The sequence below is a fragment of the Enterococcus sp. 6D12_DIV0197 genome, assembly GCF_002174385.1.
Lineage (GTDB): Bacteria > Bacillota > Bacilli > Lactobacillales > Enterococcaceae > Enterococcus_D > Enterococcus_D casseliflavus.
Window position 1 is genome coordinate 2,538,531 of the sequence record NZ_NIBN01000001.1, and the last position, 17,441, is coordinate 2,555,971.

At 42.4% G+C, this 17,441-nt stretch carries 17 protein-coding genes; 4 read left to right on the plus strand and 13 right to left on the minus strand.

Translation table 11 applies throughout. The annotated features are described in order from the left end of the window. Positions 1-3: 3 nt before the first annotated feature. From A5867_RS11810 to A5867_RS11820, 3 genes are all read right to left on the minus strand, one after another. Positions 4-657, minus strand: coding sequence for a histidine phosphatase family protein (locus A5867_RS11810; protein WP_015509969.1), 654 nt, complete (start codon positions 655-657; stop codon positions 4-6). A gap of 17 nt (positions 658-674) precedes the next feature. Then, positions 675-1,178 carry a tRNA (uridine(34)/cytosine(34)/5-carboxymethylaminomethyluridine(34)-2'-O)-methyltransferase TrmL gene (gene trmL, locus A5867_RS11815; RefSeq protein ID WP_087627679.1) on the minus strand — a complete coding sequence of 168 codons (504 nt, stop codon included), beginning with the start codon at positions 1,176-1,178 and terminating at the stop codon, positions 675-677. Positions 1,179-1,531: 353 nt separating this feature from the next. Next, a complete protein-coding gene (locus A5867_RS11820; RefSeq protein ID WP_087627680.1) occupies positions 1,532-2,374 on the minus strand; it encodes a methyltransferase domain-containing protein in 843 nt (280 codons plus the stop codon). A gap of 102 nt (positions 2,375-2,476) precedes the next feature. Between A5867_RS11820 and A5867_RS11825 the strand changes: the two genes are divergently transcribed. Further along, positions 2,477-3,118, plus strand: a complete 642-nt coding sequence (locus A5867_RS11825; protein ID WP_015509972.1) for a copper homeostasis protein CutC — start codon at positions 2,477-2,479, stop codon at positions 3,116-3,118. 61 nt (positions 3,119-3,179) lie between these two features. Here A5867_RS11825 and A5867_RS11830 read toward each other — a convergent pair whose 3' ends face one another. Then, complete coding sequence (locus tag A5867_RS11830; RefSeq protein ID WP_016610838.1) at positions 3,180-4,961, minus strand: ABC transporter ATP-binding protein; 1,782 nt, start codon at positions 4,959-4,961, stop codon at positions 3,180-3,182. Further along, positions 4,948-6,699, minus strand: a complete 1,752-nt coding sequence (locus A5867_RS11835; protein ID WP_060792245.1) for an ABC transporter ATP-binding protein — start codon at positions 6,697-6,699, stop codon at positions 4,948-4,950. Before A5867_RS11835 ends, A5867_RS11830 begins: the two co-directional genes overlap by 14 nt. Positions 6,700-6,843: 144 nt before the next feature. On the opposite strand from A5867_RS11835, the gene A5867_RS11840 reads away from it, so the two are divergent. Continuing rightward, positions 6,844-7,680 carry an AraC family transcriptional regulator gene (locus A5867_RS11840; protein WP_010749431.1) on the plus strand — a complete coding sequence of 279 codons (837 nt, stop codon included), beginning with the start codon at positions 6,844-6,846 and terminating at the stop codon, positions 7,678-7,680. Between the two features lie 56 nt (positions 7,681-7,736). On the opposite strand, the gene mgtE is transcribed toward A5867_RS11840, so the two are convergent. Genes mgtE through A5867_RS11860 form a run of 4 tightly spaced genes read right to left on the minus strand, consistent with a single transcriptional unit; the run spans position 7,737 to position 11,494 of the window. Further along, a complete protein-coding gene (mgtE, locus tag A5867_RS11845; protein WP_010749430.1) occupies positions 7,737-9,101 on the minus strand; it encodes a magnesium transporter in 1,365 nt (454 codons plus the stop codon). Between the two features lie 17 nt (positions 9,102-9,118). Next, complete coding sequence (locus A5867_RS11850; RefSeq protein WP_087627681.1) at positions 9,119-10,018, minus strand: RluA family pseudouridine synthase; 900 nt, start codon at positions 10,016-10,018, stop codon at positions 9,119-9,121. Between the two features lie 4 nt (positions 10,019-10,022). Further along, on the minus strand, positions 10,023-10,820 hold the full coding sequence (locus tag A5867_RS11855) for an NAD kinase (RefSeq protein WP_026008090.1): 798 nt from the start codon (positions 10,818-10,820) through the stop codon (positions 10,023-10,025). A 5-nt stretch (positions 10,821-10,825) separates the two neighbouring features. After that, positions 10,826-11,494 carry a GTP pyrophosphokinase family protein gene (locus tag A5867_RS11860; RefSeq protein ID WP_087627682.1) on the minus strand — a complete coding sequence of 223 codons (669 nt, stop codon included), beginning with the start codon at positions 11,492-11,494 and terminating at the stop codon, positions 10,826-10,828. A 196-nt stretch (positions 11,495-11,690) separates the two neighbouring features. Here A5867_RS11860 and A5867_RS11865 point away from each other — a divergent pair, with 196 nt between their 5' ends. Together A5867_RS11865 and A5867_RS11870 are read left to right on the plus strand one after the other, a co-directional pair. Next, positions 11,691-12,266 (plus strand): CYTH domain-containing protein, encoded by a 576-nt coding sequence (locus A5867_RS11865; protein ID WP_087627683.1) that lies wholly within the window; start codon positions 11,691-11,693, stop codon positions 12,264-12,266. Positions 12,267-12,374: 108 nt separating this feature from the next. After that, complete coding sequence (locus A5867_RS11870; protein ID WP_005229705.1) at positions 12,375-13,031, plus strand: ClpXP adapter SpxH family protein; 657 nt, start codon at positions 12,375-12,377, stop codon at positions 13,029-13,031. A gap of 129 nt (positions 13,032-13,160) precedes the next feature. On the opposite strand, the gene pepF is transcribed toward A5867_RS11870, so the two are convergent. The 4 genes from pepF to spxA form a co-directional block, all read right to left on the minus strand. After that, positions 13,161-14,978, minus strand: a complete 1,818-nt coding sequence (gene pepF, locus A5867_RS11875; RefSeq protein ID WP_087627684.1) for an oligoendopeptidase F — start codon at positions 14,976-14,978, stop codon at positions 13,161-13,163. A gap of 68 nt (positions 14,979-15,046) precedes the next feature. Continuing rightward, positions 15,047-16,036, minus strand: coding sequence for a competence protein CoiA family protein (locus A5867_RS11880; protein WP_087627685.1), 990 nt, complete (start codon positions 16,034-16,036; stop codon positions 15,047-15,049). Positions 16,037-16,136: 100 nt separating this feature from the next. Then, the gene (locus tag A5867_RS11885) at positions 16,137-16,787 is read right to left on the minus strand and encodes an adaptor protein MecA (RefSeq protein ID WP_005229698.1); all 651 of its coding nucleotides are present in this window, start codon (positions 16,785-16,787) and stop codon (positions 16,137-16,139) included. 152 nt (positions 16,788-16,939) lie between these two features. After that, positions 16,940-17,338 (minus strand): transcriptional regulator SpxA, encoded by a 399-nt coding sequence (spxA, locus tag A5867_RS11890; protein ID WP_003127030.1) that lies wholly within the window; start codon positions 17,336-17,338, stop codon positions 16,940-16,942. Positions 17,339-17,441 lie beyond the last annotated feature (103 nt).

Here is a 17,441-nt window from a genome sequence, read left to right on the forward strand (position 1 = left end):
AGTTTACAATAAAGCGTCTAATCCTGCCTGATTGCTTAAAAAGCTTGCTTCATTCCAAACTTTTAGTTCAAAAGGCAATACTTTTTGTTCATTCGTCTCTAATAAGCTAACGCTGTTATTGACTAATCCACCTTGCTCTCTTAATTCGGCTAATGGTTTGCCTGCAAGCCACTGTATAGCAGCCGTAAAGGATGCTCCATGACCGACGAACAATAATGGGCCTTCATGCTGCATCACCGCATCCATGACGACGGTCTCGATTCGGCTCAATGTTTCTTGGATCGGCTCACCTTTAAAGGCACTGGGATCGTAACGATCCAGGTGATTACGCAAATCAGTCAGTTGTTGGGGATACTTCTCATGCATTTCATCGATGGACCGACCTTCCAATTCACCGAGTCCGATTTCTCGCAGGTTCTCATTATAAATGATTTCAACAGGGTGTTGGAGTCTTGCTTGGATCTCTTGAGCAGTCACTTTTGCTCGCAAAGATGTACTTGAGTAAATCTTCTCAAAAGGAATAGCTGCCAGATAATCACCGAGTAATTTGATCTCATCATAACTTTCTGGCAATAACGGCGAATCCCCCAGCATTCCTTGAAAGCGGCGTGCTTGGTTCCACTCTGTTTTTCCGTGACGGGTAAAGTATAATTGCATCGAAAAAGCCTCGCTTCTTAGTCTAATTTGTCGTTCTCGTAATGATGCGTCAATTCCAACTGCGGAAATCCTTGCTGCCGCAAAACTTCATAAATGATCAAGGCCGCCGTATTTGATAAATTAAGGGAACGAACGTGCTCATCATTCATAGGGATCCGCAAGCATTTTTCGGCATGCTCACGCATAAAACTTTCTGGAAGCCCCGTCGTTTCTTTCCCAAAAATGAAGAACTGATCGTCATCTGCGGTGTAATCGACATCAGAATACACGCGATTGGCAAATTTCGAGATCAGGTACAACGGACGCGTTCCTAAAAAGTCCATAAAAGCAGCTAAATCTTTATGATAGGTAATATTGACATCGTGCCAATAATCAAGCCCAGCACGCTTCAATTGCTTGTCATCCGTTGAAAAGCCTAAAGGCTCGATTAAGTGTAAATGAGTATTTGTTGCTGCACACGTCCGTGCAATATTCCCCGTATTGGCTGGGATCTGAGGTTCAAAAAGAACGATGTGATTCATAGATAAAAACTCCTTTCGATCGGTTACTGCCGATCGGTTCTCGCATTGATTTGTGTCGTTAAACGTTACGTTTTCCATTGCATGCTCAGTAACTACTTCAATAACTTCTATAGTACCATATTTTGGCACGCTTGTTTTTCTAGAAACAACATTTTTTGGGCGCTTTTTTGGGCATAAAAAAAACGTACCAACTCGGTGTCGATCACTGCGAGTCGTTACGTTAGTGAAGCTCTTTTCACTAACTTTTATCAGAACAGGAACCTGATAAAAACCAATGAAAAATGACTTGAGAACAATATATCACTCCCATGGCATGATTGCAAGAGTAAATAACAAAAAAGTTCAAAATATTTTCAGGAAATTTTCGCAATCAACACCTCAACATCAACCGTAATCTGTGTCAAAGGGGTTTGTCGCAGCTTTTCTTTGCGTTCCTCCGAAGCCCCCCACTCTAACGGGGACATGGCAAGTAAATCTTGACGATTTTCTTCAGGGATCGCAAAAACATGCGTCACTCTTTGACGGGATGCGTTGGGATAGTGTTCAAAAAATTTGCTAACGACCCGTTCATTCGAATACTGCTGTTTTGTTTCGTTATCAGGATAAAAAGCGGCTCGTAGTTCTTTTAAATAGTCCGCCGCAGGAACCACTTTGATCAGCTGTCCGCCTTTTCTTAGAATGCGGTTAAACTCCCCATAATTTGACGGCGAAAATAGATTGAAAATCGTATCAAAGCTCGCTTCAGCAAACGGCAGGTTGGTCAGATCCGCCACACACCAAAAAGCTGGTACGTTTTGATTGGTTGCTAGATAGACTCCGTCCTTGGCAATATCAAAGCCGACAGCCGCCTGAGTCTTTTCATTGACCAGCTGAGCCAGAAAACTGCCTTCCCCGCAGCCAATATCTAAAAGATGCTTAGCATCTCCCAAAGCTGCTTTGATGGTCTCAAGGACTGGTGCATACATGCCGCTAGCGATCATTCGTTGACGCGGCAAAAACAGTGCTTGATCATAATCTGCTTTGACTTGATGATCCAAAAAGAAAAGTGTGCCTTTCTTTGATAAGTCAAATCGATGACGATTTGGACAAACCAAGCCATTTTCGGTCGGGAAAAATGCTTGGCGGCACAATGGACATTCAAACAAGTGATAATGGGCGTTTAAAAATAGGCGCCCGCGATCGATTTTTTTTAACATTCAACTTCCCTCATCTCTGCTCTACTTTAGCATATTCTTGTGGTAGAATGCTAGTGGATAGAATAACAAATCAATTGAACACCCATCAAATGGAGGTAAATCATGTTAAAAGAATTTTGTGCAGAAAACTATACCAATATTCCCTTAGCAATCGCCCGAGGTGCAAAGCGCATCGAACTCTGTGATAATTTAGCAGTCGGCGGAACAACACCAAGTACCGGCGTGCAAGAAGAAGTTCTGCAATATGCTGGCGAAAAAGGAATACCCGTTATGACGATCATTCGACCTCGGGGCGGTGATTTTGTTTACAATGATACAGAATTGAAAATCATGCATACCGACTTGATCGAAGCAAAAAAATTAGGAACAGACGGCGTTGTTCTAGGTTGCTTAACACCTAGCGGCTGGTTGGACGAAGAAGCATTGGAGCTACTGTTAGAAACCGCAGAAGGCTTGCAGGTTACTTTTCACATGGCATTCGACGCGATTCCTGCAGCGCGCCAATTCAAGGCGATCGATTGGTTAGCTGAGCATGGGGTACAGCGGATTTTGACCCATGGTGGTGCTGCAGGCACTCCAATCGAAGCAAATTTCGATCGTCTGAAAGAATTGATCGCCTATGCTGGTGAGCGTTTAACGATTTTACCTGGCGGTGGCATTTCCTTTGAAAATGCCCAAGAAGTTGCCGATACACTAGGTGTAAAAGAAGTTCATGGAACCAGAATCGTTGACCTTAACGATTGAGCTTGAAGGACACAAAGAAATCCCCACAAACGATGCGTTTCTATCGTTTGTGGGGATTCTTTTAGATCGCTTGCAATAAGTCGTATTGTGATTGATACAAATGGTGATACAAGCCTTTTTGTGCCATTAGCTGATCATGGTTACCCGATTCAGCGATTGTCCCCCCTGCCACGTAAAAGATTCGATCAGAATTTTTGATCGTGGACAGTCGGTGAGCGATGATAAATGAGGTTCTGCCTTCTAACAGCTTCAACAATCCTTCTTGCAGCAATTCTTCTGTCTTCGTATCGATACTTGAGGTCGCTTCATCTAAGATCAAAATTTTTGGATCAGCCAACAACGCTCGGGCAAAGGAAATCAGTTGCCGTTGCCCTGCAGATAAAGTACTTCCTCGTTCTTCGACGACGGTTTGATAGCCGTCTTTCAACTCCGTGATAAAGTCGTGGGCACGGACGATCTTCGCTGCTTCGATGATCTCTTCTTCTGTCGCATCTAATTTTCCATAACGAATATTCTCTATGATCGTTCCTGAGAAAATAAAGGTATCTTGCAGCATGACACCCATTTGTGAGCGCAGCGATTCCAGCGTCACGTCACGAACGTCCATCCCATCCACTTTAACACTGCCTTCATTGACATCATAAAAGCGGCTCAGCAAGTTGATGATCGTGGTTTTCCCTGCACCAGTAGGACCAACCAAAGCAATACTTTCCCCAGGTTCAATGTGGAAGTTAACATCAGAAAGAATGTTTTTGCCTTCTTCGTATCGGAAGGTCACGTGTTCAAAATCAACGGTCCCTTTCATCGTCGGCAATACTTTTGCATCAGGTTTGTCTTCGATATCTGGGACTTCATCCATCGTTTCAAAAATCCGTTCAAGATAGGCTGTTGCTGTAATCAAAGAATTATAAAAATTCCCGATATTGATGACTGGATTCCAGAAATTATTGATATAACTGATAAAAGCGATCAGAGTACCTGTGCTGACATCGACACCGATCTGACGAATGCCGACAAAATAAATCAAACAAGTCGTAATGACTGAAATGTTTTGCACCCCTGGCCACATCAGAAACTGAATTTTGACAGCTTTCATCCATGAAGTCCGGTAATCATTGCTGACTTCTTGGAAGATCTCAGCATTTTCTTCTTCTCGCGCAAAGGATTGAGTAATCTTGATACCAGCAATACTTTCATGAATGTAAGCATTTAGATTGGATTGTTTATTACTCAACACCTGATAGGCTTTGCGCTGGTTATTCTTGATCACCATCACCATGATGAACAAAATTGGCAGCAACGCAAGGGAATACAAGGTCAATTTGAAGTCGATCGCAAACATAAAGATCAAGGTGATGATGACGTTGAAAACATCCGAGATCAAATTGATCAGGCCGTTGCTCAATAGGTCACTCAGTGTATTGATATAGTTTACGATGCGAATCAAGATCTTGCCGTGGGGCCTTGTATCAAAATAAGAAAAAGGCAGTCGCTGCAGATGTTCAAAAATATCAAAGCGCATATCCTTCAATACGTCTTGACCAATATTCGTGATATGGTAGATACGGTAACGCATGCAGACGCCGATAACGATCAAGGTCACTAGAAAGGCAGCTCCTAGAAGCAGCAATTGGTTGACATTTTTCTCAGGAATCGATGAATCGATCGCGATCTTTGTGAACACGGGCGCCAGCATTCCTGCTAAGTTTGCCAGAATGATCGTAAATAGGACTTTCGCAATACTTCTTTTATAAGGAACGACATATTGTGACAAGCGTTTGAAATCCTTCCAGCTAAATTCCTGGTCTAATTCCTCATCCACATCAAATTTATTTCTCGCCATCGTCTTCACCTCCTGACAAGCCTAATTGTTTTTGATACACTTCGTAGTATTTGCCCCGCAGACTGACAAGTTCTTCATGGGTCCCTTGTTCAACGACTCGTCCTTTTTCCATCATCAGAATCTGATCGGCTTCTCGAACAGAGGAGATCCGATGCGCAATGATAAACGTCGTTTTCTCTCCTGTTAATTTTGTCAGCTCCTGTTGGATCTTCGATTCTGTCTCCATATCGACGGCAGACGTCGTATCATCCAAAATCAAGATCGATGGATCTTTGGCTAAGGCCCGTGCTAGGGAGATCCGTTGTTTTTGTCCGCCAGAAAGCCCTACACCTCGCTCGCCCACGATCGTTTCATAGCCTTGAGGCATCCGAGAAATAAAGGTATCTGCATCAGCGACTACCGCCATTTGCCGAATAAAGCCTTCATCAGCTAAAGGATTTCCAAAAGCAATGTTGTCGGAGATGGTATTGGAAAACAAGAAGACATCTTGCATCACCATTGAAATGTTTTCCCGCATTTGACGCACGGGATACTCTTTGGCGTTTTTTCCATCAATCAATACTTCCCCTTCAGTCGGATCATAAAAGCGTCCAACTAAATTCACTAACGTCGTTTTCCCTGAACCGGTTTCCCCTAAGATCCCTAACGTTTGGCCAGGGCCAATTTTGAAGTTGATGTTTTCCAACACATTTTGATTCGGATCATCCGAAAAGTGGAAGGAAACATCTTTAAACTCTACAAATCCTTTGATTGGCTCTAATTTTTCTTGTTGATGAACAGGAATTTTCGATTCTTGCGCCAACATTTGCCGAATTTTGATACAGGCTGCAGAAAATCGCTGAACATCGTTGATCAACCAACCACTCATGCGCATAGGATTATTCAACATCCAAAGATAGCCATTAAACGCAACAAGATCTCCTAAGGTCATGTCCCCATTGATTACGAAAATTCCGCCTAAGACTAAGGCAATGACTGACAAGCTTCCTGCTAAGCCGTCAAGCCATGGCAGATAGGTACGGGAAACTTTGGCAGATGCCATGTTGCGGGTCTTAAAATCTTCGTTGTAGGAGCGAAATTTTTCAATCTCAAAATTTTCACGAGCGAAGGCTTTTACGACCCGATTGCCGCCGATATTTTCTTCCACCATTGAATTCAAGCGCGAAAAGCTCTCACGAATGTCAAAAAACAACGGGTGTGCTTTCTTAGACATGCGATTGGTCAACAGAAATATGATCGGTGTGACAGCCACCAGCGCCAACATCAATTTCCAATCAATAAAGCTCATAACCACCACCGCTGAAAAGAACCACAAGATACATTCAGCGATATTGTAGGTCACCCAAGAAACAAAGTGGCGAATGGCATCGGTATCACCAGTCATCCGTGCCATAATATCTCCCACACGAGTATGATTGAAAAAGTCGAAATCCAATTCTTGCAGCTTCTGATACAAATCTTCCCGTAAATCGTATAGCGTATTTTGCCCGACCCGTTCAAATAAAATTTGATAACTGTAGCGGACAATGGTACGAATGACGGTCGTTGCGATCATGATCAACAATAATGGAATCAATAAGTGCGTTTTTTGCTGATTGATGACATCATCGATCACCATTCCTCCCAAGTACGGATTAACAATTATCAGCGCTGCATTGATCACTAAAAACAGGACTGCCAATATGATTTTTCCCCGGTTCTTTTTGGCATAGCGCCAGATCCATTGTGTATTACTCATCTAATTCCCCCTCTCGTTGTTAAGCTTAGCGTTTTGAAAAGCGATTTGAATGGTTTTTCTTACTCATTTTGATGTAAAATATTAGTAAGAAGCACCATTCCCTTTTTTTACAGGAAATAAGCACCCAATTGGAGTGAATCAGCCATGAATTTAGTTAACCCTCGCACGTTTAATCCAGAAATCATCTATCTCTTTGACCCATGGACACAATCAGAAAGTCATGGAGAAATGCACCATCATGACTTTTTAGAAATCAGCGTCTTATTAGAAGGAGAAAGTACCTATTATTTTGAAAAAGAACCAGCGAAAAAAATCCGTGCTGGCAGCGTCATGCTTTTCAATCCTGGCGTCGATCACTGCGAATTGCAGCCTAAGGGCACTCGCTCCCATCAGCTGCATATTGGTTTAAAAAATATTTCTTTGGAAGGTTTTAAACGGAATTTTTTCCCTAACAAACACCCCTTGTTGGAGCTAGGCAAATACCATCATCAAGTTTTGGAAAAAGCCTGGCAGTTGGTGAGAGAAAGCAGTGAAGAGCGGGATGAGTTTCAATTGATGCAAAAGGCTGTTTTGATGGAGATGCTCGTCTACATTTTACGTGGACTAAATGAAGACCATATCAATGTCGTGCCTTACCTTTCCAAAAGCCAACGACGACAACAACAGATCGTCAACTATACGGTCTATTACTTGGAAAATCATTACAAAGAAGAAATCACGTTAGAGAAGCTCGCACAGGATCAATTTCTCAGCCCGACGTACCTTTCAAAGATTTTTAAAGAGGCGACGGGTGTCAGTCCTATCAACTACTTGATTGAGATTCGCTTAAAGCGTGCCAAAGACATGTTAAAAAATGAAAACCTCACGATCAAAGAAGTCGCCTCTGCTGTGGGCTATCAGGATGCTTATCACTTTAGCAAGTCTTTTAAAAAACTTTATGGTGTCTCTCCTTCTGGGGTATTGCCAAAACCAAAAAATTAAAGAGCAAGCCGATGATCTTCCTTTGAATGAAGAATCATCGGCTTGCTCTTTTTTGTTCATTGAATAAAATAGTTCATAAAAAGACTGGCAATGTTGAAGTAGATCAAAACACTGGTCAAATCGCTAAGGGTCGTGATAAACGGACCACTTGCCACTGCTGGATCAAAACCCAGCTTGTCCATCAGCATCGGGATCAAACTTCCCGCTAAGTTGGCTACTGTGATGGCACACATCATCGCCATCCCAATCACAAACCCTAGAATCGGATTTTGTTTCCAGACAGCTACGATAGCAAAAATCGTCAACCCCGTGATGGCACCTGTGAACAGTCCCGTCAGCACTTCACCTACAACCGTCTTCATAAAGCTGTTTTCTTTGTCGTCATTGATCGCCAGACGACGAACGGCTACGGCTAAGGATTGGGTACCAGCATTACCGGCGGTCCCAGTGATCAGTGAGATAAAGACAGCGAGAATACTTGCTTCGCTGACCAACTCTTCATAATGACTGATCAGACTGGCGGTGGCCATTCCGAGAAAGAGTAAGGTGATAAGCCAAGGCAAGCGTCTCGAAGACGCTTTGATCGGGTTCTCACTGACTTCTTCCACATTGACCCCTGCCAAACCAGAGTAGTCACTGGCTGCTTCATCATCGATAACGTCGATGATATCATCGACGGTCACGATCCCTAATAGGTGATCGTCATAATCGGTGACTGGCAATGCGAGAAAGTCATAATCTCGGAAGGTCTGAGCGACATCCTCTTGGTCATCTCCAACATGGACCGACATCACCCGCTCGTTCAAAATATCAGCGATCATGGTATCTTCATCATTGATGATCAAGTCTCTTAAAGAAATAACGCCCACAAGCTTATTATCAGTATCCACGACGTAAATATAGTAAATCGTCTCGGCAACATCTGCGGCATTTTTTAAGACATACATCGCTGAACGAACCGTTTGGTTGGCAACAATGGAAACAAACTCGGTAGTCATCAGCGATCCAGCAGTTTCATCTTCATAATGCAGCAGCTCTTTGATTTCGCTAGCAGCTTCAGCGGTCATCAAACTCAAATATTTTGCTGTTTGTTTTTTATCCAGAGTATTCAGCAGGTCAACCGCATTATCGGTATACATTTGCGCCAACATATCAGCCGCATAGGCAGGGCGCATCTCTGAAAGATAGTCCACCATGTGTTCATCATCTTCTTCAATGACGTCAAACATGTCTGCCAATTCTTTCGGGGAAAGATACGTATAGACGATTTGTCGATCGGCTGCTTCTAGAGATTGGTAGAACTGACCCTGCTCGTAGATATGCAGATCCAAGAACGCCTCACGAAATCCCTGGATATCATTGTCTTTTAATGCTTGATTCAGTTGATCAAACCGTTCAGTTAATTCTTGATTTTCATCCAATCTCTTCACCTCATTTGTTATTGCCTATCCATGGCTGAGCAAACAGCGGCCATGTCTGCTGGTAAGGGCAGCTTAAAAGCCAACGGTTCATTCGTAAAGGGATGCTGAAATTGCAGCTGACAGCAGTGTAATGCTTGTCGTTTGATCCCAAGAGCCATTGTACCGCCATACATCTCGTCTCCTAATAAAGGACAACCGATTGCAGAAAAATGGACCCTTATTTGATGCGTCCTGCCTGTGTGTAACTGAATATCAACTAAAGCGCAATCTGAATTGCGTTGTTTTAGCCAATACTCCGTCCGTGCTTCTTTTCCTTCGTCACTGACCTTGCGTTTCAATAGTGACGTCAGGTCTCTAGCAATCGGCAGCTCAATCTCACCATGGGCAGAAAGTGCGGGCAGTTCACCAGCAACGAGGGCTTGATATTTTTTTACGACCTGCTTCTTTCGCAACTGGCTATCCAGCTTCGCATGGGCAAACCCATGTTTTGCAAAAAGCATCAGTCCTGATGTGTCACGGTCTAACCGCGTGACTACATGAATCACTTGATCTTCATAGTGCTGCGCTTGATAGTAGGCCTTGACGCGATTGGCCATCGTGCCAGTCGGATGATATTGCGCAGGGATCGATGAGATGCCTGCTGGCTTATTCACGACTAACAGATGGGCATCTTCATACACGATCTCAATCGGTGTCGGGTCAGCCAGCATCGTCTCATGTTCCCCTTCAGGAGGAATTACAATAGTTACCCTATCATTTTGCGCCAAAGAAAACAAGACGTTTTGCTCGTGATCGTTGACAAATATCTTTCCGCCTTGAAATTTGATTTTTGCTAACAGTCCTTTGGACACCCCGTGTTCCTTCAAAAAGTATTTGACTTGCTGTCCTTGTCCAGTATAGTGATACGTAAATTCCATGGGTTTATTCTTCTCCAATAAAGGAATCTTTGACCCGATTCCAAAAATGCATATGCCGATAAGACGCAAAATGAATCCGTTCATCGGCAATACGGTAATAGATAGCATCGATTTCTTCTTGTTCGATGGTAAACTGATCGATCGTCACTAAATAGTCGGTGCTTTGCTGCAGTTGTACTTTGACCCATTCATGGTGACCCACGACGATCGGCGAACCAAGGGTCCGAAAGACACGATTGTTCAACGAAGCAATCTCTGCCAATTGAAAGGCATTGATACTTGGGTGCAAGACTGCCCCACCAACACTCTTGTTATAGGCAGTGGAGCCAGTGGGCGTTGAGATCGATAAGCCATCGCCGCGAAACTTTTCAAAGAGGTCTTCTTTAATAGAAATATCGGCAACCATCGTTCGATTGCCGCGCTTGATCGTTGATTCATTCAATGCTAGGAAATGCTTGTCTGATTTTCCATTCGCATACGTGATACGGACATCTAATAACGGATAGCTGACGCTTTTTTGATGGTCATTGCATAATGACTCGACTAGTTCTTCCAATTCATAATCTCGCCAGTCCGTGTAAAAGCCGAGATGACCCGTATGGACGCCTAAAAACTGTACTTGATCCAACTTATGATTGTACAAGTGAAAAGCAGAAAGGAGCGTGCCATCTCCCCCAACAGAAATCACTAATTCAGGATTGTCTTGATCGATCTTATTTTCTGACTGTTCTAAAAGCGTAGTTAAACGCTTTGTCACTTCTACCGACTTGCTTTCTTGATTATGGACGATTGCCACGCGGATACCTTTCATTCCGTTTCCCCCTTTGGCAACGGGTTCTGATCATGTCCGCCTCGCTTGCCTTTTCCATGTGAAAATAACCGTTGTGCCTCTTGGATCTCTTCACGGATATTGGACATTTCTTCATCTAGCTGATAGGCGGCTTCTGCCGACCGACGCAGCCGTTCACTGATTTCAGCGGGAAATTCCCCTTGGTATTTGTAGTTTAGTGAATGTTCGATCGTTGCCCAAAAATTCATCGCTAGTGTCCGAATTTGAATCTCAGCTAAAATAATTTTTTCCCCGTCGATCAGTTGAACGGGATATTCGATCACTAGATGATACGAACGGTAGCCACTGGCTTTTTTACTGGTGATATAGTCCCGTTCAATGATCACTTTCATGTCTTTGCGTGTTCGTAAGAGTTCAACGACTTGGTGAATGTCTTCCACAAATTGACACATGATTCGCAAGCCAGCGATATCAGACATCTCTTCTTCAAGCCGATCCAAAGCAATCCCACGTAATTTACTTTTCGTTAAAATGCTATCCACTGGCTTGACCCGCCCAGTGACAAATTCAATGGGAACATGCTTGTTTTGTTCCCGATATTGTTTTCGTATGCCTCTTAATTTTACTTTTAATTCTGAAACCGCCTGTTCATAAGGCGCTAAGAATTCTTCCCAATCTCGAATCATTCTTCTCCCTCGATTCTGTTCATAACATACCTCTTATTCTACCATACTCTTGGAATAAAACTGAATGAACAGAAGAGCAGAAACAAAAGATTTTTTGTCTCTCCCCCAACATCTCTGCTTTTCTTTGTTTGGTTTCTTTGACGGAATAGCTGAAACAGCGTACACTATGGTTGCAATAGAAAGAGAGTGAGAAACGATGGGCGAACAAGTAGAGATCGAATACAAGACGATGTTGACGGAAAAAGAATACCACCAGCTGCTTGCTTATTACAATTTGTCAGAAGAAGCATTTAAGATACAAACCAATTACTATTTTGATACGGTAGATCATAAGCTGCGGGAAAAGCACTTTGGCTTGCGTATTCGCACGACTGCTACCAATGCGGAATTAACGCTAAAAACCCCCATTGAGCACGGGTTATTAGAGACGACTGATCCTTTGACGAAAACGTCCGCAGCTTTATTGATTGCTTCAGAAAAAATTCTACCTACGGGTATCGTTGCTCAGCGCCTAAGAGCGGCAGGTATCGAGCCTGACACGTTACGTATGATCGCAGCATTAAAAACGAAACGGGCGGAATTTCCGATTGAAGAAGGATTGCTCGCGTTAGATGAAAGCTGGTATGGTCAACAGCATGATTATGAGTTGGAGTTAGAAGTCAACGAACCGATTAAAGGGAAAGATGCCTTTCACTCCTTGTTACGTCTCTTTGGCGTTCCTTACCGACCAGCGAAAAACAAGATCATCCGAGCCGTTGAAGAAAAATCGTAGTAAGCTGTCCTTTTGCTTACTTTTTTCGCGTTTTTTTGCTATATTTAATAAAACATACTTATTTTGTTTTTCAAGGTACAAAAGAATCTTAATTGGGGAGAGATTCAAATGATCGAACTGTTTTTATTTATTAATCCGATTGGGCCTATTTGTTATGATATCGAAAAAGAGATTCTCAATAAATTAAACACCAGCCGCAAAAAAATCCATTTGCAGATCCTACCTTTCGTTAACTTGTTTTCCGTAGGTGTCTCAATGGACTATTTGTCCATGAATAAGACGGATTTGGTCTTGCGAAATGAACAGACCAACCAAATCTATGCTGCATCACTGGACTATAAGGCCGCTCAGTTGCAAGGGAAAAAAATTGCGCGGGATTTCTTGTTGAAACTGCAACAACGGATAGGGATCGAAAGACAAGAATATAGCGATGCCTTAGTGAAAGAATTATTTTCTGAAACGAATGGTGATTTAGAGATGTTCCTAGAAGATCGATCCTCTGAGCTAGTGAAAAAGAACTTTGCCACCGATCAGCGTGTAGCCAAAGATATGGGCATCACGATCACACCCTCTGCTGTGGTGTATGATTTTTCAAGTGAAGAAGAATATGGGGTCCTTTTAGAAGGATCAGAGGAACTGAGAAGTCTTCCGCTCGTCTGTGGTACAGCAACAGAACTCGATACATTTTTGCAAAAAGCTCAGTCTTTGAAAGCACCAAAACTTTCCACTATTCATGAAATTGATCGCGGGTTGATTCTTTTATGAAACCCTATTCAATAGCGACGCTGTGCAGCGAGCCAAACGATGATCTTGTGTTTGGCTCGCTGCGCAGCGTTTTTTATTGTGGACAAACAAAAAACAAACCAATCCTTTACGGATTGGTTCGCTTTTCAATTATGCTTCAATTTCTTTGACGAGTTCTTCCAATTCATTCAAGCGTTGCTCAAATACTTTCATCGCGTCTTCAATATAATCTGCTTTTGTCATATCGACGCCCGCTTTTTTCATGACTTCGATTGGATAATCACTGCGTCCAGCTTTCAAATAGTTCAAATAGTTGGTTAAGGCATCTGGTTCACCTGCTAAGATTTTCTTCGCTAAAGCAGAAGCTGCCGAAAATCCGGTTGAATACTGGTAAACATAGTAATTGTAATAGAAATGCGGAATGCGTGACCACTCAAGACGAATCTCAGGATCTTTTTCAACAGAAGGTCCGTAGTATTTTGCATTTAACTCGGCATAGTTCTCGCTTAAGAACTCACTGGTCAACGGCGTTCCTTTCGCATCTTCCACGTGCATGAAGTGTTCAAACTCGGCAAATTGCGTTTGACGGAAAATCGTTCCTTTGAAGCCATCAAGAAAATGATTCAAGACATAAGCTTTGACCCGTGGATCTGTTTCAGTCTGCAGCATATACTCTGTCAAAATATTTTCATTGGTGGTTGAAGCGATTTCTGCTAAGAAAATCGAATAATCGCCATAGGCATAAGGCTGGTTATTACGTGTAAAGTAACTATGCACACTGTGTCCCATTTCATGAACAAGAGTAAAGAGTTGATCCAATCGATCATTCCAGTTCATCAGGATATATGGCAGCGTATCATAGGCACCAGAAGAATACGCGCCACTGCGTTTGCCTTTGTTTTCAACGACATCGATCCACCGATTGCTGAAGGCTTCTTCAACCACCGCAAGGTATTCTTCACCTAATGGTTTTAACGCTTCTTTCGCTTTTTCGACCGCTTCTTCATAGGTATATCGAATGGGTGCTTCCCCTAAAATCGGCGTATAAACATCATACATATGCAACGTATCGACAGCCAACAGGCGTTTTCTTAATGCCATATAACGATGCAACAATGGCAGGTGCTGATTGACGACATCCACTAATGTATCGTAGACACTTTCAGGAATGTGGTTGGCACTCAAAGCGGCTTGCCGTGCCGAATCAAATTTGCGGGCTTTTGCTTTAAAGTTATGGGCTTTGATATTGGTGCTTAATGTTTGGGCAAAGGTATTGCGGAATTGCTCATAGACACCATAAAGACCTTTAAAGGCTGCTTCACGGACAGACCGATCCGTGCTTTCCATCAACTCACCGTATACACCATGAGATAACTGCACTTTTTCCCCGTTTTCATCTTCAACTACTGGAAAATCCAAATCAGCATTGTTTAAAACAGAAAAAATGTTGCCAGGTGCCCCAAAAATTTCGCCAGCACCAGCTAATAACGCTTCTTGCTCCGCTGGCAAGACATGTGGACGTTCGTTGATGGTTTTTTCGATCATATGACGATAAACAGCTAGTTTCGGCTCTTGATCGAAATAGTCCCAAATCGTTTCATCAGACATTGTCAATAGCTCAGGATCAAACCAAGCAACGGCTTCACTTACTTGCGCAACTAAGTTACTTGCTTTTGCATACAAGCCTTGATACGTCGTATTGGCAGTATCTTGATCGTTTTTCAAATGACTGTATACATAGAGTTTCTCTAAACGACGAGAAAGCGCTAAAACAAATTCTAATGCGGATAAGAAGGCTTGCGGCCCATCGGCTAAAGTGCCTTGGTAACGACTTGCTTCTTTGACTTGTGCTTGGATCTCTTGAAATTCTATGTCAAAAGCCGCATCATCGGCATAGATTTTCGTTAAGTCCCACGTTTTTTCGACTGGAATCGATTTACGTGCTGGTAATTGTTTTGTTTCTGACATTCCCTTCACTCCTTGTTCATTGGTTAAAAATATCTTATCATACTTTTCAGTGAAACCAAATCATTGGCTTAAAAAGAAACCGAATTTTCTAAATATTGGCATTCTTGAAAGAGTCCGCGCAAAATTTCCCGTTGATCCAGTAACGGGAATTGCCATTGCCAATCCAGCTGCCGCAGTCGTGCCACCCATTGATCAAAACGAAGTGGACAGTCACTTAAATAAAGAAAGCGAAAAACCAATATTCGATGCTCAAATAAAATGCCAAAGCTACTTGCACAATAGCACCACATAGGCAGCTGGGAGACATTGCCTTTTAACGGATACAATATTTCTTGGATCACACGGATTTTTGGCAGGTTCTTTCGCAGTTTTTGTATCAACCACACCTGATAGTCTGCAGCAAGCCACTCAGGAGGACGGTGATGGTTTGATCTTTGTCCTTTGCACAAAGGGCGAAGTGTTTCTTTATTGTAAGGCGCCCCTTTTCGAGCATCGCTTTGTTGACTGCTGACTCCTTCTTGATAGTGCCAGTTGATTTGTTCTAACTTCATTAAGGATTGATTTTGCGTATCAATCAGCCACAAACAAAAACCAGTTGCCTGATAACTACAGCAGGCTTTTGCCAAAAGTGACCATTGGCGTTTCGGATGCAATTTCTCCCCTAAGATCCACCATGGTCGATAGCCGTTTGCTAAATACGTGCTGGTTCTTTCAAGAAAACGTGAAAACTTGAGGGAAGAACACTGTACTTCAATGGCGATATTCTTATAACAAAGGTCAGGACGCTGTTGGAGTTTAGGCAAAAAGGCTTCGATCTCAATCCCTGTATCTTGAAACCATTCAAACAATAGTTGTTTGGCTTCCAAGTGTTCCTTCGTCTCCCCTTCGCTGTAAGTCTGACAATCAGCAGTTGCTTGATGGGCAAAGTGGGGCTGTCGTTTGGTTCCTTGCCGCAAAGTCACTTCTTGGTGACACCCTGGGCAATAAAAAGGACCTGATGCTTTCTTTCTCCCTTTCGCTGCAATGACTTCTTTTCTTTGGTTCAATGCTTTCAGCATCTAACTCACCTCAATAAAAGATACGCCATTTTCATCAAACACAATTGAAAAAGCCAAGAACATTAGCAACATGTTCTTGGCTGGAAATGAATTTCATTCATTAATCATTCTTGAAGTAGAAACGAGTCAATTCAAGTGCATCGTTTTCCATGATCAACTGACCATATTCAGATAAAACCTCTGGCGTCACTGATGTCCGTTGGGCAAATTCCATCAAATAAGAAAGTGCATTTTCCACTTCAATATCAGTAACCTCTGCATCCATGAATCGAATTTCAATATAATAATGGTTACCCATTTGGTAAAGATTGGTTGCAACGGAATCCAAATATACTTCGGATGCCAATTGAATCATATCTTCGAATCGCAACAACTCGAATACAAAACGATTGCCGATGTCTTCTGCTTGCTCCGACTCTTGTAATTGAGCCGCCACATGCTTTTTCAACATGTCGGTAATGTCTTCATTCGCTTCATCGTTCATCTCATCAAAATTTTCCATTCCTTCTGGTGGAAGATTTTTGCTAATAAACAATTCTAACCCATCGCCTTTAGGCAAGACTTGGAAAGTTACAGCTTCACTGCCCTTAAATTCTTCGTCAATATCAACTTCTTCAAGAATACTGTAAAAGAAGTTTTCAATTTCATTGTGATTTCCTAGAAGGTCAAGAAAAGTGATGCCTCTCGCAGCTAAGTCTTCACTTTTGATCAATACACGAATGGTGTTCTCATTGATATGTTCCATTTCCATATTAGCTACACCTCACTTTTGCTACTCACTATAGGTTCATTGTATCGAAACCTGATAAAAAGTAAAGAGAAAACGAATATCCTCTTAAGAAAAACATAAAAACTCAAAAAAAGACTCACTTTCAAAGAGAAAGCGAGTCGATGAAGTCAAATTTATAATCCTGCCATTAATTGCGCTTGTCTTAGTTCCAGTTGGCGAACATCCCTAGGTAAGAACCGACGAATTTCATCTTCGTTGAACCCAACTTGCAATCGTTTTTCATCAATCATGATCGGACGACGCAATAATCCTGGGTTTTCTTGAACAAGTGTCAATAAATCTTTTAGGGGCAGGTCATCTAGATCCATATTCAACTTTTGGAATACTTTGGATCTGGTGGAAATAATTTCTTCTGTGCCATCTTCTGTCATCTGTAGAATTGCCTTAAGCTCAGAAATATTTAACGGTTCTGAAAAAATATTTCTTTCAACAAAAGGGATTTCGTGCTCTTGTAACCACGCACGAGCTTTGCGACAAGATGTGCAACTTGGGGAAGTGTATAGTGTCAACAACGTGCATCTCTCCTTTTTAATTTTCAATCAAGCAAGTCCTGTTCCCTCGCTTGATTTCAATTATACAGGTTTAACTAAAAAAAATCTAGTCTAAATCTCATAT